Genomic DNA, 25,107 nt, shown 5'->3' with positions numbered 1-25,107 from the left:
ATGGACGAATACATAGACATCCTAACAGAAAACGGTTTAAAAACCGGTAATGCTGTTCCAAAATCTGAAATACATAGTAAAGGGCACTACCACAATACAGCCCATATTTGGTTTTATACTTCAAATGAACAAATTTTATTAGCACAACGGGCTGCAAGCAAAGCTATTTTTCCATTGCTTTGGGATGTATCTGTTGCTGGTCATGTTGATGCAGGAGAAACTATTGAAGCAGCTGCTGTTAGAGAAATACAAGAAGAGATTAACCTAACTATTTCGGAAACTGATTTACATAAAATTGGTGTATTCCCTTGTTTTAAAAGCTATCAAAATGGATTAAGAGACAATGAATTTCATCATACCTACATTGTTGAACTTAAAACACCCCTATCTAACTTAAAACCACAACCTGAAGAAGTTGAAGCTTTGCAATTAGTATCTTTCGACACATTTAAATCACTTTTAGCGAATAGTGCTAATAATGATTTTTTTGTGGCTAGTAATACGGAATATTATGAGGTTGTTTTAAATTTCATAGAAAACGCCCTAAAATAAGTCTTATTTTTTAGTTATTTTTCACCCTATGAATCTATTTTTAGTAGCAATTGCTCCCGTTTTTATTATAATACTTTACATTTATTTAAAGGATAAATACGAAAAAGAACCTAAACTACTCCTCTTTTATGCATTCCTGTTTGGTGCATTTGTAAGTGTCATTCTAACCTCTCTTTTATACATACTAGTAGATGCTTTTGTTCTTTTAGATGAATCTAGCGTATTACAAATGTTTATTAGAGCTTTTTTCATAGTCGGTTTTACTGAAGAATTTAGCAAGTACATTATAGTCCGTTATTATGCTCAACCCAAAGAAGCATTTAATGAACCGTTTGATGGTATTGTATATTCCGTAATGGTTTCCATGGGATTTGCTGCTACCGAAAATATCATGTACGTTCTTGAAGGTGGGTTTCAAACAGCATTTTTACGCGCTTTTACGGCAGTTCCTGCACATGCCACTTTCGCTATACTGATGGGATTCTTTATGGGTAAAGCCAAGTTTTCTAAAAATAGACGATTTTTAAATTTAATTGGGTTGTTATCGGCTATAATATTCCATGGAGCTTATGATTTCTTTTTGTTTATAGATTTCATACCTGGCGTATGGGTAGGTGCTTTTGTTTCCCTTTTTATTGGTTTACTATTATCACGTAACGCCATTAAACGCCATCAAAATAATTCACATTTTAAACTTTAGGAATTTCTAAAAACCGTTTGAACAAAACGCTGCATATTCCTTATATTTACACTTCTAAAAATAAAATAATGAGTCAAACATATCATACAAAAGTTAATAACACTTACGATTTCGACTTAAAAAAAGATACTGTTCTAGCGTTAGATACGCTTAAGGAAAGTACTAATCACTACCATATTTTAAGTGATAACAAGTCATATAAAGCAGAAATTACTCAGCAAAATTTCAATAAAAAAACTTACCAAGTTAAGGTTAACGGCACCATTTATAATATAGCCATTGAAGATCATTTAGACAGTTTAATTAAAGATTTAGGCTTTGAAGTTGGTGCTTCTAAACAGGTTAATGATATCAAGGCTCCAATGCCTGGATTAATTCTGGACATAGCTGTTAAAGTTGGCCAAGAAGTTCAAGAAGATGATACTTTATTAATATTGGAAGCCATGAAAATGGAAAATGTTATCACATCTCCAAGAAGCGGTATTATAAAATCTGTTTCTGTGAACCAAGGTGATGCAGTTGATAAAAACCAATTATTAATTGAATTTGAATAAGTACTAAAAAAGACTCCAACAATTAATTCTCAGAATTACGGAGACAAAATATACATGCAAGGATGAAAAAAATATTAATTGCTAATCGTGGTGAAATTGCTATTCGTGTCATGCGAAGTGCTAAAAAAATGGGCATTAAAACAGTTGCTATTTATTCAACTGTAGATCGGAATGCACCACATGTAAAATACGCTGATGAGGCTGTTTTAATAGGTGAAGCACCATCAAACCAATCCTATTTACTAGGAGATAAAATTATTGAAGTTGCCAAAAACTTAAACGTTGATGCCATTCACCCTGGGTATGGATTTTTATCGGAAAATGCTGAATTTGCCGAAGCCTGCGAAGCAAACAACATTATATTTATTGGACCAAAATCCAAAGCCATAAAAGTTATGGGAAGTAAGCTAGCTGCTAAAGATGCCGTTAAGCATTACGATATTCCTATGGTACCAGGAACAGAAGAAGCCATAACGGATATACCTGCTGCTAAAAAAATTGCTACCGAAATAGGATTTCCTATTCTTATAAAAGCCTCTGCCGGTGGTGGTGGAAAAGGTATGCGTATAGTAGAAAATGAAGCGGATTTTGAATCTCAAATGGATCGTGCTATCAGTGAAGCTGTAAATGCTTTTGGTGATGGCTCTGTTTTTATAGAAAAATATGTTGCCTCTCCTCGCCATATTGAAATTCAAGTTATGGCAGATGCTCATGGTAATATTATTCACCTATTTGAGCGCGAATGTAGTATACAACGCCGTCATCAAAAAGTGGTAGAAGAAGCGCCATCATCAGTATTAACTCCCGAATTACGTGATAAAATGGGAGAAGCTGCCATTAAAGTAGCTAAAGCATGTGATTATCTAGGTGCTGGTACAGTAGAGTTCTTATTGGATGATGATAACAACTTCTATTTTTTAGAAATGAATACACGTTTACAGGTAGAACACCCTGTTTCAGAGCTAATCACTAATACCGATTTAGTAGAACTACAAATTCGTGTGGCACGTGGCGAAGCTCTACCAATAACACAATCTGATTTAAAAATATCTGGCCATGCTTTAGAATTACGCGTTTATGCTGAAGATCCATTAAACGATTTTTTACCGAGCGTAGGAAATTTAGAAATCTACAAACTACCTTTTGGTCCAGGAGTTCGTGTTGATAATGGTTTTGAGCAGGGCATGGATATTCCAATTTATTATGACCCGATGTTATCTAAACTTATTACTTATGGTGATACCCGTGAGGAGGCTATCGAATTAATGATTTCAGCCATAGCAGACTATCAAATTCAAGGTATTGAAACAACATTACCTTTCGGAGATTTTGTTTGTAAGCATGAAGCTTTTCGTTCTGGAAATTTCGACACACATTTTGTAAAGAAATATTATTCACCGGAAGCACTCAAAGAAAATCAAGAAGCGGAAGCAAAAATTGCCGCTATGATAGCTGTAAAACAATATATTGAAGATCAAAAATTATTACGTATTCCCGTAAAATAATTACAGATCAAACTTTAAAACAAAAAACCATACAACGAATAGCATATATGGATTCTAAAATACAAACTCTTAACGAAAAATTAGCCCAAGCCTATTTAGGTGGTGGTGAAAAGCGCATTGAAAAACAACATGCCAATAAAAAACTAACCGCCCGTGAACGCGTTCTTTATCTCTTAGATGAAGGTTCTTTTGAAGAAATTGGCGCTCTAGTTACACACCGAACAAAAGATTTCGGTATGGACAAACAACAATATTATGGTGATGGTGTTGTTACTGGTTACGGTACAGTTGCTGGTAGGTTAGTGTATGTTTTTGCTCAAGATTTCACGGTTTTTGGTGGGTCACTTTCCGAAACACATGCTGAAAAAATCTGTAAAGTTATGGACCTAGCCGTAAAAGTTGGTGCTCCAATCATTGGATTAAATGATTCTGGTGGTGCTCGTATACAAGAAGGCGTTCGTTCTCTTGGAGGTTATGCCGATATTTTTTACAGAAATGTACAAGCATCAGGTGTCATCCCTCAACTTTCAGCTATAATGGGCCCTTGTGCTGGCGGTGCAGTATACTCGCCTGCAATGACCGATTTTACCCTAATGGTTCAAGACACCAGTTATATGTTTGTTACAGGACCTAATGTGGTAAAAACGGTAACTAATGAAAATGTTACTAGTGAAGAATTAGGCGGAGCAAGCGCACATTCAACGAAATCTGGAGTTGCTCATGTTACAGCAACTAATGATGTTGAATGCTTAGAAGACATCAAAAAATTATTAAGTTATTTACCACAAAACAATCAAGAGAAACCTAAAGATTTACCTTTTGAATTAGCAGATGAGATGCGTAATGATTTGGCTAATATCATTCCTGATAATGCCAATAAGCCTTATGATATGCATGCTGTAATATCTGGTATTATAGATACCGATTCTTTTTATGAAATTCATAAGGATCATGCTGAAAATATTATTGTTGGTTTTGCCAGATTAGGTGGAAAAAGTATCGGTATTGTAGCCAATCAACCTATGTTTTTAGCGGGTGTTTTAGATGTAAACAGTGCTAAAAAAGCAGCCAGATTTGTACGATTCTGTGACGCTTTTAACATTCCACTTCTTGTATTAGAAGATGTTCCAGGTTTTTTACCAGGAACAGATCAAGAATGGAATGGAATTATTGTTCATGGTGCAAAACTACTGTACGCTTTTTCTGAAGCAACAGTTCCTAGAGTAACCGTTATTACAAGAAAAGCTTATGGTGGCGCTTATGATGTTATGAACTCCAAACACATTGGAGCAGACATGAATTTTGCTTGGCCTTCTGCTGAAATAGCTGTTATGGGTGCTAAAGGTGCTGCTGAAATTATATTTAAAAAAGAAATTAATGCAGCCGACGACCAAGAAGCTAAATGGAAAGAAAAAGAAGCAGAATATGCCGATTTATTTGCTAATCCTTATAGTGCAGCACAACGCGGCTTTATAGACGAAGTTATTTTGCCAGAAACTACTAGACGTAAATTAATAAAAGCTTTTGCTATGTTAGAAGACAAAAAAGTAGACAAGCCTAAACGCAAACACGGAAACATTCCGTTATAAAAAAATAACTAAATCAAATTTAAAACACATAAGTATGAATCATACTTATGTGTTTTTTTTTTTATAAAAAAACAAGCCATACACTCACGGGTATGGCTTGTACACATAACTAATTATTAAAAAACTACTACATGAGTATTTTTAAATAAACTTGATTCTTAATTTCACGATATGCTTCTATATGCTTTATATATTTTGAGCAATAGGTATCGTGTAAATTAACATAGTAAATATCACACTCTAGTTCATCACATTCATTATACTTTTCAATTGAACTTCTGTAATTATAAAGCTCATTTAAAACCGTTATATTCTGATTTAGTTTATCCAACAAACTATCTCTTAATTTTTTATCATCAAGCTTGTTTGAGGCTATTTTAGCTAAATAATCACCTTCTTCAGACATATAATTCAGATGTGAAATCCAAATGTCTAATTCCTGAGTTCTTTTTGCTAGAATAATTTCTTCATCGGTATTTGGGTTTGAAAATGAGTTCGATTCCATTATAATTGATGTTGTTTGTTAAATTTATTCTGTGTGACATTTACAATACGGAGTTTTTTAACGCCAGCTGGAAACTCCCACTCTAGAACATCACCTTGTGCATATCCTATAACAGCAGACCCCATTGGTGTCAAAATAGAAACTTTATTATTTAGAGAATCTTTATCACTAGGCGATACCAGTTCAAAAGTGTTTTCCCAACCATCATCTGTTGCTACAGTTACTACCGAGTTGAATCTGATAACATCAATAGGCATCAGTTCTTCATCATAAATGGTAGCAAGTTTCATTTCAGTTTCAAGTCGTTTAACAGAATATTTACGTGTGTCTTGTTTATAATTTTTAGATAAATTCAACAAGCTCTTTAATATCACATATTCTTTCTTCTCTAATATTAAGTGACCGTATTTCATCACATATACTATTTATGGGAAAATCCCACGTTGAATATACGCTTTTTCAATACGCTCAATAGCTATAAAATAAGCAGCTGAACGCATATCTATTTCTTTTTCTTCAGATGTTTTTAATACACGTTTAAAAACTTCACGAATCTTTTTATCTATTTTTACTAGAATCTCGTCCAATTCCCAAAGCTCACCATTACGGTTTTGTAACCATTCAAAATAACTACCAATTACACCTCCGGAATTACATAAAATATCTGGTATAACTACAATACCTCTATCGCTTAATACTTTTTCAGCCTCAACAGTTGTTGGACCATTAGCACCTTCAGCAATTAAAGAAGCTTTAATTTTAGAAGCATTTTCAGCAGTAATTTGGTTACCTAAAGCTGCAGGTATACAAATATCACAGTCTAAACCAAAGAAATCTTCCTTTAAAACAGCTGTTGAACCTGGGAAACCTTGTACGGCACCGTTGTTATTTTTAATATAATCGAATAAATGCTCTACAGATATACCATCGGTTTTAGAAATAGAACCAAAAGCATCTTGAACACCTATCATTTTAGCCCCTTCTAGTTCTAAGAAGTGAGCAGCCCAGTAACCAACATTACCAAAACCTTGAACAATAAATTTCTTATCAGTAAGGTCTATGTTTTTACTTTCTGCCCAATATTTAATAGTTAGAAACACACCAAAACCAGTTGCTCTATCACGACCTTCTAAACCACCTGAACCAATAGGCTTACCTGTTACAACATGCTGATTTTTTGAACGTTCCGATGGCGCTTTTGTAGACATATATGTATCTGCAATCCAAGCCATTGTTTGTGCATTTGTATTTACATCTGGAGCTGGAATATCATGTTCTGGCCCAATATTTTCACCCAAAGCATAAGTAAAACGTCTTGTAATACGTTCTAATTCTGCATTAGAATATTTTTTAGGATCCATTTGAATACCTCCTTTAGCACCACCATATGGTAATCCTGCTAATGATGTTTTCCATGTCATCCACATAGCTAATGCTTTAACAGAATCAATATCAATTGTCGGGTGAAAACGCAAACCACCTTTGTATGGTCCTAATGCATTGTTATGCTGAACACGGTAACCTTTAAAAATCTCTACATCACCATTATCCATACGAACAGGAAAATGAATAATTAATTCATTATTAGTTACTGCTAATATTTTTTTAATGTTAGGGTTTAAGTCAACCATTTCGGCAGCCGAATCAAACTGCTTCATAACATTTTGTAACATCCCTTGTTTAGGCTGTTTTTTAGTTTTTACTTGTTTTGTTAATGACATTTTTATTTATTTAAATAAGTTCAAAAGCATCCCAAATTTAATTTTTATGGAAGTACTTATAGTTGTTTATTGTTTTAACTGGCTTACGGTAGCTACTTCATATTCACTACAAGACCAAATAAAGCTTTTATCTGCTGTTAGAATACACGATTTTTCAACCTTGCAGTCCTGGCACAAACTATTTTCAACTGATTGACTCATAAATTGATTTTACATTTGCTTTCTATATTAGCAAGCTGTGTGCCAAAAAAGAAAACAAAAACCAATTAAACCTGTAAATCACTAATTATAAGCACCATATGATTGTTCAGTTTAAAAACACTTAAAATAGCTTTGTGTAATAATTACCCAATTGCGTAATATTTACCCACTCTATTTTGCCTTATTTTATTTTTTCACTCAATGTTTTTCTATCTATTTGTAAAATTTTTGCTGCTTTAGTTTTATTATTATTAGTTGCCTCCAAAACTTTTAATATATAGTCTTTCTCAACTATTTTCAATGGTTTTAGCTGCTGATCATCATCTGGAAATGTAATCTTATATTTTAATTCTTCGGGAAGATTTTCAATGGTAACTTGCCTGTCACACATAATTACCGCACGTTGAATTACATTTTCTAATTCACGAATGTTTCCAGGCCAATTATAGCGTTCTAATGCGTTTAACGCTTCATCTGAAATGGATACAACACGGTCTTTAAATTCTACCCCGTATTTAAATAAAAACTTATTAGTTAATAAAGCGATATCTTCTTTACGATCTTTTAATGTGGGAACTAAAATTTCAACAACTGTTAAACGGTAATATAAATCTTCCCGGAACCGCTTTTCTGCAATTAATTGTTTCAAATTTACATTAGTTGCTGCTATAACACGAACATCTATAGGCTCGACTTTTTGAGACCCTACACGCATAACTTCCTTTTCTTGTAAAGCACGTAACAAACGAGATTGTGTTGCTAAAGACGCATTTCCTATTTCATCTAAAAATATAGTACCATTTTGTGCCGCTTGAAAAAAACCATCACGATTGGTATCAGCACCAGTAAAAGCACCTTTGGTGTAACCAAACAGTTCTGATTCCAATAAGTTTTCAGGAATAGCTCCACAATTCACGGCTATAAATGGTGATTTTGAATATTTCCCCATTTCATGAATAGCTCTTGCTACAACTTCTTTTCCGGTCCCACTCTGCCCTGAAATAAAAACAGTTGCCTTATTATTTTTTACGCGGTCTATAACATTTGTAACTTTTTTAATCGCGTCTGACTTACCAATTATCTCACCATAACTTGTAGCATCCTTATCCGAAGAAAAGTGCTTCTCCGATGGTTGCTTACGCACATCTAATGCTTTGGTGACAGCCGTTTTTAGCTCATCTTTGGTAAAAGGTTTAGTTAAGTAACCCATAACTCCAGATTTCATAACTTCCAAAGCACCATCAACTGAAGGGTAGCCTGTTACCACCAGTTTTGGAATTGTTGGAAAATGTTCGGATACATATTTTACGAGTTCCAAACCATCAACGCCTGGCATTTTTAAATCGGTTATCAATAAATCAATCGATTCTCCTTTTAATATGCTTATAGCTTCTTTTACAGAAACGGCTTTAAATGTATAATAATTTAATGCTTGCAAATGGCGTTGAAGAAGTTCTAAAATATGAACATCATCATCAACCAATAATATATTTTCACGGTTAAACGACATAACTTAATTCTTTGGGAAATTAATACTAAAAACAGTCCCCTTAGGCTTATTAGGCTTGTGTTTTATACTTCCTTTATGGCTTTTAATAATACCATGAACAACACTTAATCCTAAACCAGAACCTTCGCCTACAGGTTTGGTTGTAAAAAACGGATCGAAAATGTCATCTCCATTTTTAGGGTTAATACCAGAACCTTCATCACTAATTTCAACACCAATTTGAGTTTCGTTTTGAAAAACTTTTACACGTATCACACCGTTTTCTGGTGAGTAATAAATAGCATTAATTATTAAGTTAAAAACCACCTGAGTAAGCTGAATGCTATCAACTCTATACATGATAACCTCATCTGAAATATCCAAATCACAGCTAATTTTCTTTTTAGAGAAATTAGGTTTTAATAAACTGATAGCATCTCTAATAATTGGAGAAATATTTGTGAGTTCCATTTGCTGAGGCATATCACAAGAAAAGAACATGAGCTTTTTAACCACTTCACGAGAATAAATAGCACTACTCATAATCTTATCTAAATCACTAATAACACTTTTATTATCTTGAAATTGATCTTTTAATAATTCGGAATAACCTAAAATGTTAGCTAAAGGTGTATTTAATTCATGGGCAATTCCTGCAGTAATTTCACCTAAAATTGAAAGCCGATCTGCACGTTGTACTTGGCGACGTGATAATGCTTCTTTTTCAATAATTTGTTTCCTTTCAAAAAGGTTTCCAATTTCCGAGGCAATCTTATTTATAAGTTGCTTCTCTTCATTTAAAAAACTATTGGCACTAAATTTAGCTTTAGAATAGCCTACCTTAATTGAGCCTATAGGCACGTTAAATGCTTTTATAGCTGAAATCATAAAAACCTGATTAACGGGTTTCTGTCCTGCAAAAAACAACGCATTATCTACTGAAATTTCAACAGATGCCTCTTCCGAATATAAAATTGCATGTTGCAAACTTCTTGCTATTTCTTGCAATGTTGGATGTAAATCATCTAAATTACAATTAGCAATATAGGAACTTACTGTATATAAACAGGTTAGTTCTTTTATACGTTCATTTAACTTTTCTTCTACAGAAATTAGCGGCGACATATACTAAATTTAATATCGCAAAAATACATTAATTAATTATGAAACTGCTAAAAATTTAAGCCATTTAATGTCAAATAATCAAAAAGAGTCCTATAAATAAGTTAATCTAAAAGAATTAACAATCTCTTATAACCTAGGTCGGTTTAATATTATTTTAATTGAAGTAATTTTGCAAGATGCAAGTTACAGACCACTCCTCAAATTCCGTAAATATTGAATTTATTGCACTTATGGCTTCATTAATGGCCATTGTTGCATTATCCATAGATGCACTTTTACCTGCGTTACCTGATATTGCTAGCGATATGGGAGTTACCGACGTTTCCAAAAATCAACTTTTAATAACTATGATTTTTTTGGGCTTAGGCTTTGGTCAGCTTATTTTTGGACCTTTATCAGATAGTTTTGGCAGAAAATCTATTATTTATATCGGTTTTCTCCTATTTGTGGCGGCAAGTATATTATGCGTTACGACAACTAATTTTGAATTAATGATTTTTGGTAGAATTCTACAAGGTGTTGGTCTTGCTGCACCTCGAACTTTAAGCATAGCCATGGTTCGGGATTCGTATAGTGGCGATTATATGGCGAAAGTCATGTCGTTTGTGGTAATGATATTCATTTTAGTACCAGTAATAGCTCCTACTTTAGGTCAGTTTCTAATTACTTTTTATGATTGGCATTCAATATTTTATGTAAATCTACTCTTTGGTGTCTTAGTTATGATTTGGTTTTACAAACGCCAACCAGAAACACATCCTAAAGAAAAAAGAACCGCTTTAACTTCGCAACTATTTATTGCTGGAGCTAAAGAGTTTTATCGTCATAAAGATGCTGTTGCCTACACCATAATATCTGGATTAATAACAGGTTCATTTATGGTTTACCTAAGCACATCGCAACAAATTTTTGAGCATCAATATAATCTTGCTGAGCTTTTTCCATATATTTTTGCTAGTCTAGCAATTTCCATTGGTTTTTCTACATTTTTAAATAGCACATTAGTATTGCGCTTTGGAATGAAACGCATTGCGTATACTGCAGCTATTTGCTATTGTATTGTTTCTATATTATATGTTATTTTATTCCATTCTGGTGTTAATCCTGATTTGTCTGTTTTGGTTGTTTTCTTTGCTTTACAATTTACAGCAATAGGTTTTTTGTTTGGTAATTTAAGATCTTTAGCCATGGAACCTATTGGACATATTGCTGGGGTTGGTGCTGCCATTAACGGATTTTGTAGTACTATTATGGCTGTTCCAATAGCTAGTTTTATAGGCAGTTTTGTGCAAGAAAGTGTACTCCCGTTATTTATTGGTTTTTCAGTATGTGGTGTTTTATCTGTGTGCTTATTTTTAGTAGCAAAAAGAAAAATCAAAACTGAATAGCCTCTAAGATAGATACCGTAGACGAAATGATATACTCTACACCTATTGCGATTACAACAAATCCAATTACTCGTGATAATGCATTGATTCCTGAAGCACCTAAAAACTTAACAATTAAATGCGACGATTTCAAAATACCGTAAATACATATGGTTGTTACCAACATAGCTGCTAAAATAGTTGCTATTTGTAACACTTCTTGGTATTCTTGATTGAAAGTTATTAAAAGAGAAATTGTTCCAGGTCCTGCCAACATTGGTATAGCTAATGGTGTTAATGAAATAGCATCCCGTGTATGAATATCTTTTTGAACCCGCTCTCTTTTCATCCCTTTGTGCTCTCTAAATTTACCTGTTAGCAAAGCAAAACCTGACGATGCGATAATTAGTCCTCCTGCAATTTTTAAGGCGTTTAGACTGATTCCGAAAAATGATAAAATATACTTACCTGCAAAAAATGAAAGCAAAAGAATAATCCAGACGTTAAGAGCTGTCCAAAAAGCAGTTACCGAACGCTCCTTACGTGTGTTTTCTTGAGTTAACCCTACAAAAACAGGTACGGTTCCCAGCGGGTTCATAATAGAGAATAGCGCCCCAAAACTTGTTAAAAATAAATCCATAGTTTTTTGCTACAAATTCACTACTTTAAATCAAGTTGCAGGTTACGGGAATTTTAACCTATGTTATGAAAATTGTTAAGTTTAAACCTAACGTTTACGACGTGTTTGTTTTTTAGATTTTTTTTCAGCAATTCTTACATACACCAATTTAAAGCGACCATTTCCGCTTTCACGTTTATCAATTTCAAAATTATCTATAGAGTTTATTAATGGGGTTAATTTTGCAAATCCGTAGTTACGTGAATCGAAATTAGGTTGTTTTTTCTGCAACAAACTACCAACATCACCTAAAAAGGCCCAACCATCATCATCAGCTAAGTCATCAATAGTTTGCGAGATAAACTGTATATCTTTTGGTGTAATGTTATCGTAAGTTGTTTTGGATGCTTTCTTTTTATCTTCCGAATCACTATCATTATCAGCAGATGCTTTTTTAAGAATTTCGATATATATAAATTTATCACAAGCTACTATAAAAGGTTGCGGCGTTTTCTTTTCACCAATACCATAAACCTGCATTCCCGCTTCACGAAGCCTAGTTGCCAAACGTGTAAAATCGCTATCACTTGAAACCAAACAAAAACCATTAACTTTTTCGCTATATAAAATATCCATGGCATCAATAATCATAGCACTATCGGTAGCATTCTTTCCTGTGGTATAACCATATTGCTGAATGGGTGTTATAGCATTTTCAAGTAGCATATTCTTCCACTTAGCTAAATGAGGTTTTGTCCAATCTCCATATATGCGTTTGATTGTTGGATTACCATATTTAGCAATTTCTTCCATCATTTCTTTAACATAAGCAGACGGTATATTGTCACCATCAATCAGTACAGCAAGTTTAATATCCATAGTTTTTAAAATTTTCTTAAAGGTAACCAATCCATACTTTCAGGCATAAAAAAACCGTTTCATTTTTTATCTGAAACGGCTTTACATTCTTTTTTTTATGGATTGCGTTAATTATAGCATTCTATTTAATAAGCTTCTCTTATTTTTTGATTTATATCACTACGTAATCAAAACATAAAAGCGAGGTAAACAAATTCAATTTAACCTAAACATTGTTTACCTTTTTTAGTCTTAAACGAATTAAATGGCTTTATCTATAATTTCCTGAACACATTCAGGGTTTAATAACGTACTGATATCCCCTAAATTAGTTGTATCTTTTTCTGCTATTTTACGTAAGATACGACGCATAATTTTTCCACTTCGCGTTTTAGGTAAACCATTTGTAAACTGGATTTTATCAAGTTTCGCGATAGGTCCTATTTGCTCGGTAATAATCTGATTAATCTCTTTACGTAAATTATCATGATTTCTAGTTTCTCCTGTTTCCTTTAAGGTTACATAGCCATATAATGCATTTCCTTTAATATCATGTGGAAATCCAACAATAGCACTTTCTGATACAGCTTGATGCTCATTAATAGCATCCTCTATTGGAGCGGTACCTAAATTATGCCCAGAAACAATTATAACATCATCAACACGCCCAGTGATACGATAATAACCAACCTCATCACGAAGTGCTCCATCACCTGTAAAGTACTTATCATCATAAGCTGAGAAATAGGTGTCTTTATAACGTTGGTGGTCTCCCCAAATAGTTCTAGCCATACTTGGCCATGGAAACTTTATACATAATCTACCATCCACTTGATTACCTTTTATCTCTGCTCCATGTTCATCCATTAAAGCTGGTTGAATACCAATAAAAGGCAAAGTTGCATAAGTTGGCTTTGTTGGTGTAGCAAATGCAATAGGTGTAATCATAATACCTCCTGTTTCAGTTTGCCACCACGTATCTACAATTGGAGCTTTTTTCTTCCCTACATTATCATCATACCAATGCCAAGCTTCTTCATTAATTGGCTCACCTACGGTACCTAAGACTTTTAATGAAGACAAGTCATGTTTCTCTAAAGGCTCTACTCCTTCTTTAGCCAATGCTCTAATGGCTGTTGGAGCGGTATAAAATTGGTTGACTTTATGTTTTTCTACAATTTCCCAAAAACGTCCAAAATCTGGGTAACTAGGTACCCCTTCAAATAAAACAGTCGTTGCTCCATTACACAATGGTCCATAAACAATATAACTATGCCCAGTAATCCAACCGATATCAGCTGTACACCAATACACATCTTCTTCTCTATATTGAAACACATTTTTAAAGGTATATGCTGTATAAACCATATATCCAGCCGTAGTATGAACCATACCTTTAGGCTTACCTGTAGAACCTGATGTATATAAAATAAACAGCGGATCTTCAGCATCCATGATTTCTGGAACACAGTCATGATAAGCATCATCTAATAATGGCTGTAACCATTTATCACGTCCGGATTTCATATTTATATCCGAATTAATACGATTTGCTACTAAAACAGTATTTACACCAGGGCAATCTTCCAAGGCTTCATCAACAATACCTTTTAAATCTATTGTTTTAGCACCTCTATAGGAACCATCACTTGTTATAACCAATTTACAATCGCTATCATTAATTCTAGTTGCCAATGCAGTAGATGAAAAGCCCGCAAATACAACGGAGTGGATTGCACCAATTCTAGCACAAGCCAATACCGAAACAGCTAATTCAGGAATCATGGGCAAATAAACACAAACACGATCTCCTTTACCTACACCATTATCTTTTAATACATTGGCAAATCTACACACACGTTCGTGCAATTCTCTATAGGTAATATGTAATGCATCTTCATCTGGACTATTGGGTTCAAAAATTATGGCTGTTTTATCACCTCGAGTATACAAATGTCTATCTATACAGTTTTCGGTAATATTTAATTTAGCACCTTCAAACCATTTCACTTCGGGTTTAGAAAAATCCCAACTTAATACATTATCCCATTTTTTTCGCCACATAAAATGCTCCTCAGCTATCTCTTCCCAAAAACTTTCAGGGTTTCTAACCGACTTACGATAAACTTGATAATATTCTTCTAAATGTTTTATATGATAATTACTCATGATTTGTTTGTTTAAATTTCAAGCAGCTTTTAAAACATGCTCAATGATTATTTTTTATACTTAGTTAACCATCTACTTTTAAAGCAGTCTAACTTTAACTATTCTATTTAAAAATTCCTATGTTATGGCTTTGATAAACCGTTTTAATTTCATCAATTATACTTACATCATCAATAGTTGATGGTATATTATATTGCTGCTCATCAGCAATATGTCTTAGTAGTTTTCTGAGTATTTTACCACTTCGCGTTTTAGGCAATCGCTCAACAACTAAAACATCTCTAAAACTTGCTACCGCTCCTATTTCTTTTCGAACGTCTTGAATAATTTCACTTTGAATTGTTTCATTATCTGAAACTGTTTCAGTTTTCAATACCACTAATCCAAGCGGTTTTTGACCTTTAAGATCGCAATGAACTCCAAAAACCGCACATTCTGAGACCGATTTATGCGAAGCGACTATTTCTTCCATTTCGGCTGTAGACAAGCGGTGACCAGCAACATTGATAATATCATCTACACGACCTGTAATAAACACATAGCCATCTTCATCTTTATAACCTCCATCTCCAGAAAAATAATAACCTGGAAAACGACGAAGATACCCTGATTTAAAACGCTCTGGATTACCCCAAAGATTACTTAATGTTCCTGGAGGCAACGGTAGTTTTACAACAACATACCCTTCTACACTAGAAGAAACTTCTTCACCTTCTTCATTTAACACTTTAATATCATAACCTGCAACCGGTAAGCCAGCAGAACCTGCCTTTATATCTTGTAATCCCACACCAACCATATTACAAATCATTGGCCATCCACTCTCTGTCTGCCACCAATGATCAATTACGGGAATCTTTAATTTATCTTCTGCCCAATTTAAAGTAGACACATCACAACGTTCTCCTGCTAAAAACAAATATTTAAAACAAGATAAATCAAAACGCTTCAACATATGCCCCGTTGGATCTTCCTTTCGGATAGCACGAATAGCTGTAGGAGCAGTAAACATAGCTTTTACATTATGCTCACTAATTACCCGCCAAAATGTTGACGCATCTGGTGTTTTAATTGGTTTTCCTTCAAAAAGTATCGTTGTATTCCTATTTAGTAGCGGTCCGTAAGCTATAAAGCTATGCCCAACTACCCAACCAACATCGCTCGCAGCCCAAAAAGTTTCACCTTCATCAACACCATAAATCTTTTTCATTGAAAACTTTAGAGCAGTTGCATAACCACCAATATCACGAATTACACCTTTAGGTGTTCCTGTTGTTCCGGAAGTATATAGTACATAAGAAGGGTGTGTTGCAGGTAAAGGAATAGCTTCAATTGCAGACGCATTTTTTACAAGCTCTGTATAATTTACATCATAGTCTTTTTTAGGTATATCAACACCCAATTCTCTATCGAAAACAACCACATGTTCTGGCTTATTTTTTGCTTTAACAATAGCCTCATCAACAAAGGGTTTATAGGGAATAATACGTTTTATCTCAACACCATTTGAAGCTGTAATAATTGCTTTAGGCTTACAATCGTCAATTCTAATTGCTAATTCATGCGGCGCAAAACCTCCAAATACTACGGAATGAATTACTCCAATTCGCGCACAGGCTAACATAGCATATATAGCTTGCGGAATCATAGGCATATAAATAATACAGGTATCACCTTTTTTTAAGCCTAAACTCTGTAAGCCACCTGCTAACTTGGAAACTTCATAATGTAACTCATTAAAGGTTATATGTTGTTTGGTATTTGTAACTGGCGAATCGTAGATGATAGCATTTTGCGTTCCATAACCGTCATTTATATGCTTATCGATGCATAAATAACTTAAATTAAGTTCGCCGTCTTCAAACCATTGATCGTAATCAAATTGATCTTTAGACAAAATGTTTTTAGGCATTTTAAACCAATCTAATTGTTGGGCTTGTTCCTCCCAAAACACACTTGGTTGCTCTATACTTTTCTTGTAGAATTCTTGATAATACATGGTTAAGATTTTTTAGAATTAAACAATCCAAACCAGTTAGGGTTAAGCACTTTTAACTTAATTAAGGACCAAAGAATAGCTACAAAACACACACCCATAACTATAGATAGCATAGGACTTACTGTGGTTTGAGTTTCAAATTTAAACCTTAAAAAAAGTGTAACAATAATGTAGATACTAATTATAATATCTGACGCTAATGCATTAATGTGAAATTTCATGTTTTTAAACTTTAATTAAACTTAGTTTGTTTGCACACAAAACCAATTTTAATCAAACTCAAAAATATTTTCAAGTCACAAGTTCCATTATTTCTGAAACTATTTTTTTTACTGAAAAGGGTTTTGTTAAATATTTATCAGCTCCGAGTTCTAACCCCTTTTCAATATCTGAAGCTTTATTTTTGGCAGTTAAAAAAACAACTTTAACATGCTTTAAACTGTTTGAATTTTTTATCTGTTTTAATGTTTGATATCCGTCTACATTAGGCATCATGATATCCAATAAAATAACATCAGGAATATGTTGCTTTAAAATCTCTAAAGCTTCACTACCATCCCTAGCTATAAACACTTCAAAATTTTGTTTTTTAAACGTATATTCTAACGACATCACGATATTAGGCTCGTCGTCTACAATTAAAATCTTCTTCTTCATATTTACGTCAACAATTTACTTAAAAGGTATGGTAAAAACAAGAACTGCACCTTTTTTAACGTCTTTTTTAGCCCAAATTTTTCCATGATGCTTCTCAACTATTTGTTTTGTTATAGCTAAACCTAAACCACTGCCTTGAGGTTTTAACGTATTCTGATCTTTAGACTGGTAAAATTTCTCAAAAATAAACTCATGATCCTCCTCCGGAATTCCTTTACCATTATCGGATACAGATATCTCAACATGTCCATTACCCAATTTAAAATCAACTTCAATTAAACCTGTTTTTTCATCACAAAATTTAATAGCATTGGATAATAAGTTAGTTAAAACTTGAAGAATTCGATCTTCATCATAATGAGTTTTAAAACTATGTACGTTTTTATTAATAATTTGCACACTCTTTCTTGCTGCTACCTGAGCAAGGCTATTAATGGCTTTGCTAATAGTTTTTTGAAGATCCTGATACTCTAATTCCATAGGCAAACGACCGGTATCAAATTTTTCAAAATCTAAAATATTATTAATAAGACGTCCTAAACGATCTGAATCTTGAAGGATATTCTTTAAAAACTGAGCTTTTATTTCTGGAGGCATATCATCGGACTCGTCCATAAGTAATTCGGTAGCTGCACGAATACCCGTAATTGGTGTTTTAAGCTCATGCGCTACGGTATCTAAAAACTCATCTTTTTGTTTATCCTTGGTTAACAATTCATTATTAGCTTCTTTAAGCTTTGATGATAGCTGGGACAATTCATTAGATTTATCTAACAGCGCTTTATTACTTACAATGTTTTCTTTAGACTCTTCTAAAATTTTCAAGACTTCAACCAAACTTATCTGTTCCTCTTTTACCACACTTGCTATGAGTATTTTTGCTGAAGCCGAACCAATACTTCCTGTTAAGAGTTTTTCAGAAAAATTGATCAATCTAGCATCCGCTAACTGTGTGTCTTGTGGAAGTTTGTATTTGGTAAAGAATATATTTAAAGCTCTTGTTGCACGCTTTTCACCTAAAAATCGGATTAATACATTTTTAATATCTACAACATGCGCCTCTCCTTTCCAAACTAAAGCCCTATCTTGAAGTGTTGCAAAATTTCGACTATCAACATACATTTCTGCATAATTACGTTCGCGATAATCACCTTTAGATGTTAACGAAAACAACAAATAACACATAACGTTAAAAATCATACTCCAAAAGAACGCATGCGCTGGCGGACTTAAAAAATTAATACCAAATAAAGCATAAGGTTTGAGCACCTCTATACCAAACAAACCAAACTGCGTAAAATCATCAGTCCCCGTATAAACCCTGAGAACAAAAGGTAATACCAAAGTATATATAGCAATAAAGAAACCTACTAATACACCAATAATTGCTCCCTTTGAAGATCCACGATTCCAATATAATCCTATAAAAAACGATGGTGCTAATTGCGAAATAATAACAAAAGAGATAAGACCGATAGCATACAACGATAGCGCCTTTGAAAAGGTGATATAAAAGAAATATGCCGTTATAATAATTGTAAAAATAGAAATACGTCTAATATTCTTAATATATTTTGAATTACGCTCCGGTTGATTCTTTATAAATTTATCAAGAAAACCATATGGTATAACTAGGTTATTACTCACCATGGTTGAAAGTGCTAAAGTAGAAACTATAACCATTGAAATAACAGCAGAAAAACCACCTAAAAAAACCAACGTCGCTAAAAACGAATTTCCATTCTCTAATGGTAACAATAACGAATAATATTCCGCATTCTTAGTGGTTCCGAAAGTTAACTTACCAGCCCAAGCTATAAAAACAACGAACATATTAAAGAGAAACAAATACAGCGGAAACAACCAAATTGCTTTTTTTAGATGCTTTTCCCTATTATTTTCCAAAACAGACACCTGAAACTGTCTTGGCAATAAAAATATAGCCATAAACGATAAGCCTATTAAGAAAAACCAATTAAAACCAGCCTCTAATCCACTTAACGTGGTTAGCTCTGTAAAGTTTTCGGTAGTAGATATCTGATTATAAATATCGGTTGTACCATCAAACAAATAAAATGTAACATAAACACCAACAACTAGAAAGAAAACTAGTTTTAAAACCGACTCGAAAGCCACAGTAGCAATAATACCTTTATGTTTTTCCGAAGCATCAGCATGTTGAGTACCAAAAAAGGTGGCAAATATGGCTAATAATAATGCTACATAAAAAGTAGAATCATCCATGACCGTAGTAGAAACATAGCTTGTTTCATCGGACATTATTTCAAATGTTTCTGATACAGCCTTTAACTGCAAAGAAATATAAGGCAAGGTTCCAAATAAACATACGACTGTCACTAAAGCACCCAAAAACCTACTATTTCCATAACGTAATGAGATAAAATCGGCAATAGAAGAAATTTTATGCTGTTTAGAAATTCTAATAATTTTCCGAAGGACCACTATCCATAGCGGTGCAGCAATTACAGGTCCTAAATAAATAGATAAAAAATTTATTCCAGAATTGGCAGCAATACCCACACTTCCATAATAAGTCCAAGCCGAACAATAAACCGCTAAAGACAAAGTATATACATATGGATTATTTACCCATTTGCTTTGCCTTTTTTTTTCAGCAAGAAAAGCCATGTAAAACAGTACAGCTAGATAAGCAATTATGATTGCTATTAAAATGTAGTTATTCATAATGACGCTTTAATACGATATATGAAACAATTATGGATAACAACCAAACTGAAAATATGGTAAAATATAGAATAGGAATTCCTAAAACTGCACCTTCAAAATTAAAAATAAGAATCAGCGGCACATTAAAAATTAAAAATAATGCTATAGCTAATACAACAAGCTTTTGTTCGTGTCGTTTTTTCATGTATTATTTTAGATATGTAAGAGATTCATTTTCAATATTGACTTCTCTTAATTCCACAAGGTGTAATAAAAACCTAAGATTTTGATTATTTTACTAATATAAGAAATCAGCACTACAAAAATGTAATGCTGATTTACAAACTAACAAACTAATAATTAAGTCTTTCATTTTAAAGCCATAAGCTACAAAACAAAACTTTTAATTTCTATTAATGTGATTGAGCTTCACCTGCTCCAGATGGTATTCTAATACTTTCTACCATATCTTGAACATCTTGAGGTGGTGCTGGTGTTAAACGTGAAACAACTAATGAAATTATAACATTAACACTCATTGCAATTGTACCAAATCCTTCTGGAGATGTACCAAACCACCAATCATCACTGGTACCACCACCAAACATATCTAACTTAAACTTCATCATATAAAATAGCATCAATACAATACCGACTACCATACCTGAAATTGCCCCTTGACTATTCATTCGCTTATCAAAAATCCCTAAAATAATAGCGGGAAAAAATGATGCAGCTGCTAGACCAAAGGCCAGTGCGACGACTGCGGCAACAAAACCAGGCGGATTAATTCCGAAATATCCAGCAATTAAAATAGCTACAAATATGGCAATTCTTGCAACTTTCAATTCATCTTTATCCGAGATGTTTGGCTTTAATTGTTTTTTCACCAAATCATGTGAAACAGATGTCGATATCACCAATAACAAACCTGCTGCTGTTGATAATGCTGCTGCTAAACCACCTGCTGCCACTAAACCAATTACCCAATTAGGCAGATTTGCAATCTCAGGATTTGCTAGCACCATAATATCTCTATCTACATATAATTCATTTTCTGCATCGCTAGGATTAGATACTAAACGCTCTCCATTAGCTCCTCTAGCTTCTGTATATAATGGTTTTTTTCCTGATAAAGCATCACCAGCAACATATTGAATTTTTCCATCACCATTTTTATCAGACCATGCAATTAAACCTGTATTTTCCCAATTTTTAAACCATACTGGAATCTCTTTATACTCCTTATTACTAACTGTTTCAATTAAATTTGTTCTAGAAAACACCGATATAGCTGGTGCTGTAGTATAAAGTATTGCTATTAAAAACAAAGCGTATCCTGCCGATTTACGTGCATCTTTCACCTTTGGAACGGTAAAGAAACGAACAATTACGTGTGGTAACCCTGCTGTACCCGCCATTAAAGCTAAAGTAATAGCAAAAACATCCCATGTAGACTTAGTACCACTTGTATACTCATGAAAACCAAGTTCGGTATGTAAACGATCTAATTTTTGAAGTAAAAATTCACCACCTTCTACAGAGCCCCCCATACCTATTTGAGGTATTACATTCCCCGTCATCTGTAAAGAGATAAAAAATGCAGGTACCATAAAGGCAAATATCAATACACAATATTGAGCAACTTGAGTATATGTAATTCCCTTCATACCACCTAATAGCGCAAAGGTTAACACAACAGCCATCCCTATGATAACACCTATATTAATATCAACTTGTAAAAACTGAGAAAATACAATTCCCACACCTCTCATTTGTCCAGCAACATAGGTAAATGAAACTATTAAGGCACATATAACTGCTACTGTTCTCGCTGTATTTGAATAATATCTGTCTCCAATAAAATCGGGTACTGTAAATTTTCCAAATTTCCGTAAATACGGCGCTAGTAGTAAAGCTAAAAGTACATAACCTCCTGTCCATCCCATCAGGTACACAGAACCATCATACCCTGAGAATGAAATTATTCCAGCCATACTAATAAATGATGCAGCACTCATCCAATCGGCTGCAGTAGCCATACCATTCGCCATTGGCGAAACACCACCTCCTGCGACATAAAATTCTTTTGTTGAGCCCGCTTTAGCCCAAATTGCGATTCCAAAATACAAGGCAAAAGTAATCCCTACTAATAACCACGTCCAAAATTGTACACTCATAATTTATTATTTTTAAGTTATTAATAAGGCTTACTCATCGTAGCCATATTTTTTATCTAGTTTATTCATTAATCTCACGTATACGAATATTAAAATCACGAATACGAATATAGATCCCTGTTGTGCAAACCAAAAACCAAGCTTAAAACCGCCAAGCATAAATTGGTTTAATTCTTCTCTAAAAAGGATGCCACACCCAAAAGATGCGACAAACCACACCACAAGAAGTATTGCTAAATACCTAATATTTTCTTTCCAGTACGCCGTAGCGTTTTTTTGTTTTTCACTCATAGTAAATTGTTTTACAGATAAATCATAGCTTGAAGTGCAATGGTATTTGCATCTAAAGCCCCAAATTGTTCATTTTTATATTCTAAGGTTAGTTTTGAATTATGTCCACTCATAAAAACATTTAAACCCACCCCTAAAGTCGACCTATTATCACTTACGGCATCATAGGTATGATTCCCGTAACTAACATAGGGTTGAAATCTTGTTTTTGCTACATCACCATTAAATACATATCCAACATGACCATAAATCATACTACCCGTACCGTAAGCACTGTATAAATAATTTTCACCGTAATCATTACTTTGAAAAACTGCATAAGCCGTTAATGCACTTCCTTTTTCTCCAAGTGGTGCATCATAAAAAGCATCGACAGCAAAAATAGAAACATCATCACCTTGCAAGTCTGGATTTAACAAAGTACCGTTATCAACAACAGCTCCTTTAGGATGCAAAAAGAAACCAGCTCCTACGTTAAAAACGCGTTTACCTCCTAAGTAACTTCCCACCTTATAAGGTAAAAAGTTAGATTCTTGATCTAAAAAATTATAATCTATATAACCAGCATAAGTTTTTCCGGCATCTTTTGACCCTAAAGTAGCACGACCATTGTAAACGGCAGCTTCACCAGCTACTGCAACACGCGTATCTAAAGAAGAAGCAGAAGCGTCGTTTATTGCTAATCGGTATTGAAGTTTATCGAATTTCCCTTTTATAAAAACCCCTAAATGTCTTGCAAACTGATCCGACAAGCCCAAGGTTGCCCAGGATTGCCTATTATTATCAAGGGTTAGCATATTTAAAGTACTTTGATTGTTTAAACGGGAAATACCATTAAAATAATGTAATCCACCACCAGCAGTATGGTTTTCACCTAAGCTATATTGAAGCCAAACATCATGAAAGAAAAGTTGCGAACTATCGCCTTTACCAGTAGGACTTAACGTTGTACTTGTTAAGCTGTTCAACCCGAAATGGGTTAAGATTAAGAAGTTTTTATTGATTTGCGCATACATTAAAACTCGTGCGCGGCGTAAATTAAAATCTAATTTACTATTTTCATTACCATTGGAATCAAATGTTTCATCTGTGTTATAATTCCCTTGGACTTGTGCCCATGAAAGAAGCCGAAGATACTTCGAACCATCCTCATTAAATTTAAACTTAAGTCCCCCGTCATAATCTGGCGAACCTTGGGCATTCATAAATTGAAAGGACATAAAAAATAATCCCATCAATAAAACGCTTTGTTTTCTCATTGTTTAAAAGATTAGTTAGTAGTTAATTGGTTTTGTGTGCACTACTAAGCTCTTAAAAACTATGGGGTAACAAAAAAACAATATATTTTTTTGTTAAATTAATATACTAATCTTTAAAACGCTCCCATTTAATTAACATAAACTTATCTCCCAGCTCAGTAACCACAACACCAGCACCCTTAATATTTTCGGAATCACTAAAGTACATGGCCAACTCAGTAGCGCTTAAAATTTTATAGGTTGGATGGTAATTTGAATTATAAGGGCGTTTAATATTATACTTCTTAACCCAATTCATGATACTAACGTGTGAAATCCCTAAAATACGTTCAATTTCACGATAAGTTAAACCTTCTAAATACAATTGAAGTGACTTATTTACATAGTAGTCATCTATCTTCTTACCAATCTTATTTACAGAAAAAAAGTAGTTGCATTTTTTACATTTATAGCGCTGCCTATTATTAACAATTCCACTTTTAATGTAATGATCTGAACCACAATTTGGACACAATTCTACAGTCATATATATTAATTTAGCATAAATATATCAATTTAGCAATATAAATAATTATGTTTTTTGTTAAAATAAATAACTATTAATCAAAAAAAACTCCAAAAATCAAGAATACCCTTAATTTTTGGAGCTTTTATTTACAATAATAAAATTACAAACCAGATTAGAAACTATGTATTAAAATGCGTTTCTTCGGCTGCTGTTAATAACCTAGAATGTATAAGGAAACGCAATCCTAAAGGAATTTCTAATGAAAAACTAGCACCTCGTCCTTTTGTAACATCAACAGTTAAATGTGTATGTTTCCAATATTCAAACTGATCCCTATTCATATAAAAATCTACACCTGCTACATTCCCTAGATGCACATCACTATCATCAAGGTACATATCATCCTTTTCAAAAATCATAGGTGCCGACCCATCACAACAGCCACCACTCTGATGGAATATAAGGGGCCCGTGTTTCGCTTGAAGCTGTTTAACCACTTCTGTAGCTTCATTTGTTATATCTATTCGTTTCATACACGTAAAATTTAAAAAAAGGCTGAATACTTTCAATT

At 33.6% G+C, this 25,107-nt stretch carries 25 protein-coding genes; 6 read left to right on the top strand and 19 right to left on the bottom strand.

Annotation, left to right across the window (positions count from 1 at the left end; genetic code table 11):
• The 5 genes from ACW5R3_RS06830 to ACW5R3_RS06810 all read left to right on the top strand — a co-directional run bounded on the left by ACW5R3_RS06830 (position 1) and on the right by ACW5R3_RS06810 (position 4,900).
• Positions 1-552: an NUDIX hydrolase gene (locus ACW5R3_RS06830; RefSeq protein ID WP_456576259.1), complete on the top strand. Its 552-nt coding sequence runs from the start codon at positions 1-3 to the stop codon at positions 550-552.
• 28 nt (positions 553-580) lie between these two features.
• A complete protein-coding gene (locus tag ACW5R3_RS06825) occupies positions 581-1,252 on the top strand; it encodes a PrsW family intramembrane metalloprotease (protein ID WP_456576258.1) in 672 nt (223 codons plus the stop codon).
• Positions 1,253-1,320: 68 nt separating this feature from the next.
• Positions 1,321-1,806 carry an acetyl-CoA carboxylase biotin carboxyl carrier protein subunit gene (locus ACW5R3_RS06820; RefSeq protein WP_456576257.1) on the top strand — a complete coding sequence of 162 codons (486 nt, stop codon included), beginning with the start codon at positions 1,321-1,323 and terminating at the stop codon, positions 1,804-1,806.
• Positions 1,807-1,868: 62 nt separating this feature from the next.
• Positions 1,869-3,311, top strand: a complete 1,443-nt coding sequence (locus ACW5R3_RS06815) for an acetyl-CoA carboxylase biotin carboxylase subunit (RefSeq protein ID WP_456576256.1) — start codon at positions 1,869-1,871, stop codon at positions 3,309-3,311.
• A 47-nt stretch (positions 3,312-3,358) separates the two neighbouring features.
• Positions 3,359-4,900, top strand: a complete 1,542-nt coding sequence (locus ACW5R3_RS06810; RefSeq protein ID WP_456576255.1) for an acyl-CoA carboxylase subunit beta — start codon at positions 3,359-3,361, stop codon at positions 4,898-4,900.
• 127 nt (positions 4,901-5,027) lie between these two features.
• Here the strand turns inward: ACW5R3_RS06810 and ACW5R3_RS06805 are convergent, their stop codons facing one another.
• From ACW5R3_RS06805 to ACW5R3_RS06780, 6 genes are all read right to left on the bottom strand, one after another.
• Entirely contained in the window at positions 5,028-5,405 is a 378-nt protein-coding gene (locus ACW5R3_RS06805) for a hypothetical protein (RefSeq protein ID WP_456576254.1), read from the bottom strand.
• On the bottom strand, positions 5,405-5,818 hold the full coding sequence (locus tag ACW5R3_RS06800; protein ID WP_456576253.1) for a GreA/GreB family elongation factor: 414 nt from the start codon (positions 5,816-5,818) through the stop codon (positions 5,405-5,407). The genes ACW5R3_RS06805 and ACW5R3_RS06800 overlap by 1 nt, the downstream gene beginning before the upstream one ends.
• Before the next feature lie 12 nt (positions 5,819-5,830).
• Positions 5,831-7,126, bottom strand: a complete 1,296-nt coding sequence (locus tag ACW5R3_RS06795; protein ID WP_456576252.1) for a Glu/Leu/Phe/Val family dehydrogenase — start codon at positions 7,124-7,126, stop codon at positions 5,831-5,833.
• A gap of 66 nt (positions 7,127-7,192) precedes the next feature.
• Positions 7,193-7,327: a hypothetical protein gene (locus ACW5R3_RS06790; RefSeq protein WP_456576251.1), complete on the bottom strand. Its 135-nt coding sequence runs from the start codon at positions 7,325-7,327 to the stop codon at positions 7,193-7,195.
• A 181-nt stretch (positions 7,328-7,508) separates the two neighbouring features.
• Complete coding sequence (locus ACW5R3_RS06785; RefSeq protein WP_456576250.1) at positions 7,509-8,837, bottom strand: sigma-54-dependent transcriptional regulator; 1,329 nt, start codon at positions 8,835-8,837, stop codon at positions 7,509-7,511.
• A gap of 3 nt (positions 8,838-8,840) precedes the next feature.
• A complete protein-coding gene (locus tag ACW5R3_RS06780; protein ID WP_456576249.1) occupies positions 8,841-9,941 on the bottom strand; it encodes a sensor histidine kinase in 1,101 nt (366 codons plus the stop codon).
• A gap of 176 nt (positions 9,942-10,117) precedes the next feature.
• Here ACW5R3_RS06780 and ACW5R3_RS06775 point away from each other — a divergent pair, with 176 nt between their 5' ends.
• Entirely contained in the window at positions 10,118-11,329 is a 1,212-nt protein-coding gene (locus tag ACW5R3_RS06775) for a multidrug effflux MFS transporter (RefSeq protein WP_456576248.1), read from the top strand.
• Here the strand turns inward: ACW5R3_RS06775 and ACW5R3_RS06770 are convergent.
• From ACW5R3_RS06770 to ACW5R3_RS06710, 13 genes are all read right to left on the bottom strand, one after another.
• Positions 11,316-11,948, bottom strand: coding sequence for a MarC family NAAT transporter (locus tag ACW5R3_RS06770; RefSeq protein WP_456576247.1), 633 nt, complete (start codon positions 11,946-11,948; stop codon positions 11,316-11,318). The two genes, ACW5R3_RS06775 and ACW5R3_RS06770, sit on opposite strands and share 14 nt — an antisense overlap.
• An 87-nt stretch (positions 11,949-12,035) precedes the next feature.
• Positions 12,036-12,806 (bottom strand): NYN domain-containing protein, encoded by a 771-nt coding sequence (locus tag ACW5R3_RS06765; protein WP_456576246.1) that lies wholly within the window; start codon positions 12,804-12,806, stop codon positions 12,036-12,038.
• Between the two features lie 240 nt (positions 12,807-13,046).
• Positions 13,047-14,954 carry an acetate--CoA ligase gene (gene acs / locus ACW5R3_RS06760; RefSeq protein WP_456576245.1) on the bottom strand — a complete coding sequence of 636 codons (1,908 nt, stop codon included), beginning with the start codon at positions 14,952-14,954 and terminating at the stop codon, positions 13,047-13,049.
• A 103-nt stretch (positions 14,955-15,057) separates the two neighbouring features.
• A complete protein-coding gene (locus ACW5R3_RS06755; RefSeq protein WP_456576244.1) occupies positions 15,058-16,953 on the bottom strand; it encodes an acetate--CoA ligase in 1,896 nt (631 codons plus the stop codon).
• A gap of 2 nt (positions 16,954-16,955) precedes the next feature.
• Complete coding sequence (locus ACW5R3_RS06750; protein ID WP_456576243.1) at positions 16,956-17,174, bottom strand: hypothetical protein; 219 nt, start codon at positions 17,172-17,174, stop codon at positions 16,956-16,958.
• A 70-nt stretch (positions 17,175-17,244) separates the two neighbouring features.
• Positions 17,245-17,610: a response regulator transcription factor gene (locus tag ACW5R3_RS06745; RefSeq protein ID WP_456576242.1), complete on the bottom strand. Its 366-nt coding sequence runs from the start codon at positions 17,608-17,610 to the stop codon at positions 17,245-17,247.
• Between the two features lie 15 nt (positions 17,611-17,625).
• Positions 17,626-20,316 carry a sodium:solute symporter family transporter gene (locus tag ACW5R3_RS06740; RefSeq protein WP_456576241.1) on the bottom strand — a complete coding sequence of 897 codons (2,691 nt, stop codon included), beginning with the start codon at positions 20,314-20,316 and terminating at the stop codon, positions 17,626-17,628.
• Positions 20,309-20,503 (bottom strand): hypothetical protein, encoded by a 195-nt coding sequence (locus ACW5R3_RS06735; RefSeq protein ID WP_456576240.1) that lies wholly within the window; start codon positions 20,501-20,503, stop codon positions 20,309-20,311. The genes ACW5R3_RS06740 and ACW5R3_RS06735 overlap by 8 nt, the downstream gene beginning before the upstream one ends.
• A 208-nt stretch (positions 20,504-20,711) precedes the next feature.
• Entirely contained in the window at positions 20,712-22,478 is a 1,767-nt protein-coding gene (locus ACW5R3_RS06730; RefSeq protein ID WP_456576239.1) for a sodium:solute symporter family protein, read from the bottom strand.
• Between the two features lie 30 nt (positions 22,479-22,508).
• Positions 22,509-22,769 (bottom strand): DUF4212 domain-containing protein, encoded by a 261-nt coding sequence (locus ACW5R3_RS06725; RefSeq protein ID WP_456576238.1) that lies wholly within the window; start codon positions 22,767-22,769, stop codon positions 22,509-22,511.
• 11 nt (positions 22,770-22,780) lie between these two features.
• Positions 22,781-24,028 (bottom strand): hypothetical protein, encoded by a 1,248-nt coding sequence (locus ACW5R3_RS06720; RefSeq protein WP_456576237.1) that lies wholly within the window; start codon positions 24,026-24,028, stop codon positions 22,781-22,783.
• Between the two features lie 106 nt (positions 24,029-24,134).
• Entirely contained in the window at positions 24,135-24,554 is a 420-nt protein-coding gene (locus ACW5R3_RS06715; RefSeq protein WP_456576236.1) for a transposase-like zinc-binding domain-containing protein, read from the bottom strand.
• 161 nt (positions 24,555-24,715) lie between these two features.
• Positions 24,716-25,069: a DUF779 domain-containing protein gene (locus ACW5R3_RS06710; RefSeq protein ID WP_456576235.1), complete on the bottom strand. Its 354-nt coding sequence runs from the start codon at positions 25,067-25,069 to the stop codon at positions 24,716-24,718.
• Positions 25,070-25,107 lie beyond the last annotated feature (38 nt).

This window comes from Algorimicrobium bowmanii (assembly GCF_054031195.1).
This window is presented reverse-complemented; position numbering and strand designations above follow the sequence as displayed.

What these genes read in the sequence shown, in the direction of transcription:
- ACW5R3_RS06830 (WP_456576259.1), top strand. Translation starts at nt 1, where the DNA reads ATGGACGAATACATAGACATCCTAACAGAAAACGGTTTAAAAACCGGT.
- ACW5R3_RS06825 (WP_456576258.1), top strand. Translation starts at nt 581, where the DNA reads ATGAATCTATTTTTAGTAGCAATTGCTCCCGTTTTTATTATAATACTT.
- ACW5R3_RS06820 (WP_456576257.1), top strand. Translation starts at nt 1,321, where the DNA reads ATGAGTCAAACATATCATACAAAAGTTAATAACACTTACGATTTCGAC.
- ACW5R3_RS06815 (WP_456576256.1), top strand. Translation starts at nt 1,869, where the DNA reads ATGAAAAAAATATTAATTGCTAATCGTGGTGAAATTGCTATTCGTGTC.
- ACW5R3_RS06810 (WP_456576255.1), top strand. Translation starts at nt 3,359, where the DNA reads ATGGATTCTAAAATACAAACTCTTAACGAAAAATTAGCCCAAGCCTAT.
- ACW5R3_RS06805 (WP_456576254.1), bottom strand. Translation starts at nt 5,405, where the DNA reads ATGGAATCGAACTCATTTTCAAACCCAAATACCGATGAAGAAATTATT.
- ACW5R3_RS06800 (WP_456576253.1), bottom strand. Translation starts at nt 5,818, where the DNA reads ATGAAATACGGTCACTTAATATTAGAGAAGAAAGAATATGTGATATTA.
- ACW5R3_RS06795 (WP_456576252.1), bottom strand. Translation starts at nt 7,126, where the DNA reads ATGTCATTAACAAAACAAGTAAAAACTAAAAAACAGCCTAAACAAGGG.
- ACW5R3_RS06790 (WP_456576251.1), bottom strand. Translation starts at nt 7,327, where the DNA reads ATGAGTCAATCAGTTGAAAATAGTTTGTGCCAGGACTGCAAGGTTGAA.
- ACW5R3_RS06785 (WP_456576250.1), bottom strand. Translation starts at nt 8,837, where the DNA reads ATGTCGTTTAACCGTGAAAATATATTATTGGTTGATGATGATGTTCAT.
- ACW5R3_RS06780 (WP_456576249.1), bottom strand. Translation starts at nt 9,941, where the DNA reads ATGTCGCCGCTAATTTCTGTAGAAGAAAAGTTAAATGAACGTATAAAA.
- ACW5R3_RS06775 (WP_456576248.1), top strand. Translation starts at nt 10,118, where the DNA reads ATGCAAGTTACAGACCACTCCTCAAATTCCGTAAATATTGAATTTATT.
- ACW5R3_RS06770 (WP_456576247.1), bottom strand. Translation starts at nt 11,948, where the DNA reads ATGGATTTATTTTTAACAAGTTTTGGGGCGCTATTCTCTATTATGAAC.
- ACW5R3_RS06765 (WP_456576246.1), bottom strand. Translation starts at nt 12,806, where the DNA reads ATGGATATTAAACTTGCTGTACTGATTGATGGTGACAATATACCGTCT.
- acs (WP_456576245.1), bottom strand. Translation starts at nt 14,954, where the DNA reads ATGAGTAATTATCATATAAAACATTTAGAAGAATATTATCAAGTTTAT.
- ACW5R3_RS06755 (WP_456576244.1), bottom strand. Translation starts at nt 16,953, where the DNA reads ATGTATTATCAAGAATTCTACAAGAAAAGTATAGAGCAACCAAGTGTG.
- ACW5R3_RS06750 (WP_456576243.1), bottom strand. Translation starts at nt 17,174, where the DNA reads ATGAAATTTCACATTAATGCATTAGCGTCAGATATTATAATTAGTATC.
- ACW5R3_RS06745 (WP_456576242.1), bottom strand. Translation starts at nt 17,610, where the DNA reads ATGAAGAAGAAGATTTTAATTGTAGACGACGAGCCTAATATCGTGATG.
- ACW5R3_RS06740 (WP_456576241.1), bottom strand. Translation starts at nt 20,316, where the DNA reads ATGAATAACTACATTTTAATAGCAATCATAATTGCTTATCTAGCTGTA.
- ACW5R3_RS06735 (WP_456576240.1), bottom strand. Translation starts at nt 20,503, where the DNA reads ATGAAAAAACGACACGAACAAAAGCTTGTTGTATTAGCTATAGCATTA.
- ACW5R3_RS06730 (WP_456576239.1), bottom strand. Translation starts at nt 22,478, where the DNA reads ATGAGTGTACAATTTTGGACGTGGTTATTAGTAGGGATTACTTTTGCC.
- ACW5R3_RS06725 (WP_456576238.1), bottom strand. Translation starts at nt 22,769, where the DNA reads ATGAGTGAAAAACAAAAAAACGCTACGGCGTACTGGAAAGAAAATATT.
- ACW5R3_RS06720 (WP_456576237.1), bottom strand. Translation starts at nt 24,028, where the DNA reads ATGAGAAAACAAAGCGTTTTATTGATGGGATTATTTTTTATGTCCTTT.
- ACW5R3_RS06715 (WP_456576236.1), bottom strand. Translation starts at nt 24,554, where the DNA reads ATGACTGTAGAATTGTGTCCAAATTGTGGTTCAGATCATTACATTAAA.
- ACW5R3_RS06710 (WP_456576235.1), bottom strand. Translation starts at nt 25,069, where the DNA reads ATGAAACGAATAGATATAACAAATGAAGCTACAGAAGTGGTTAAACAG.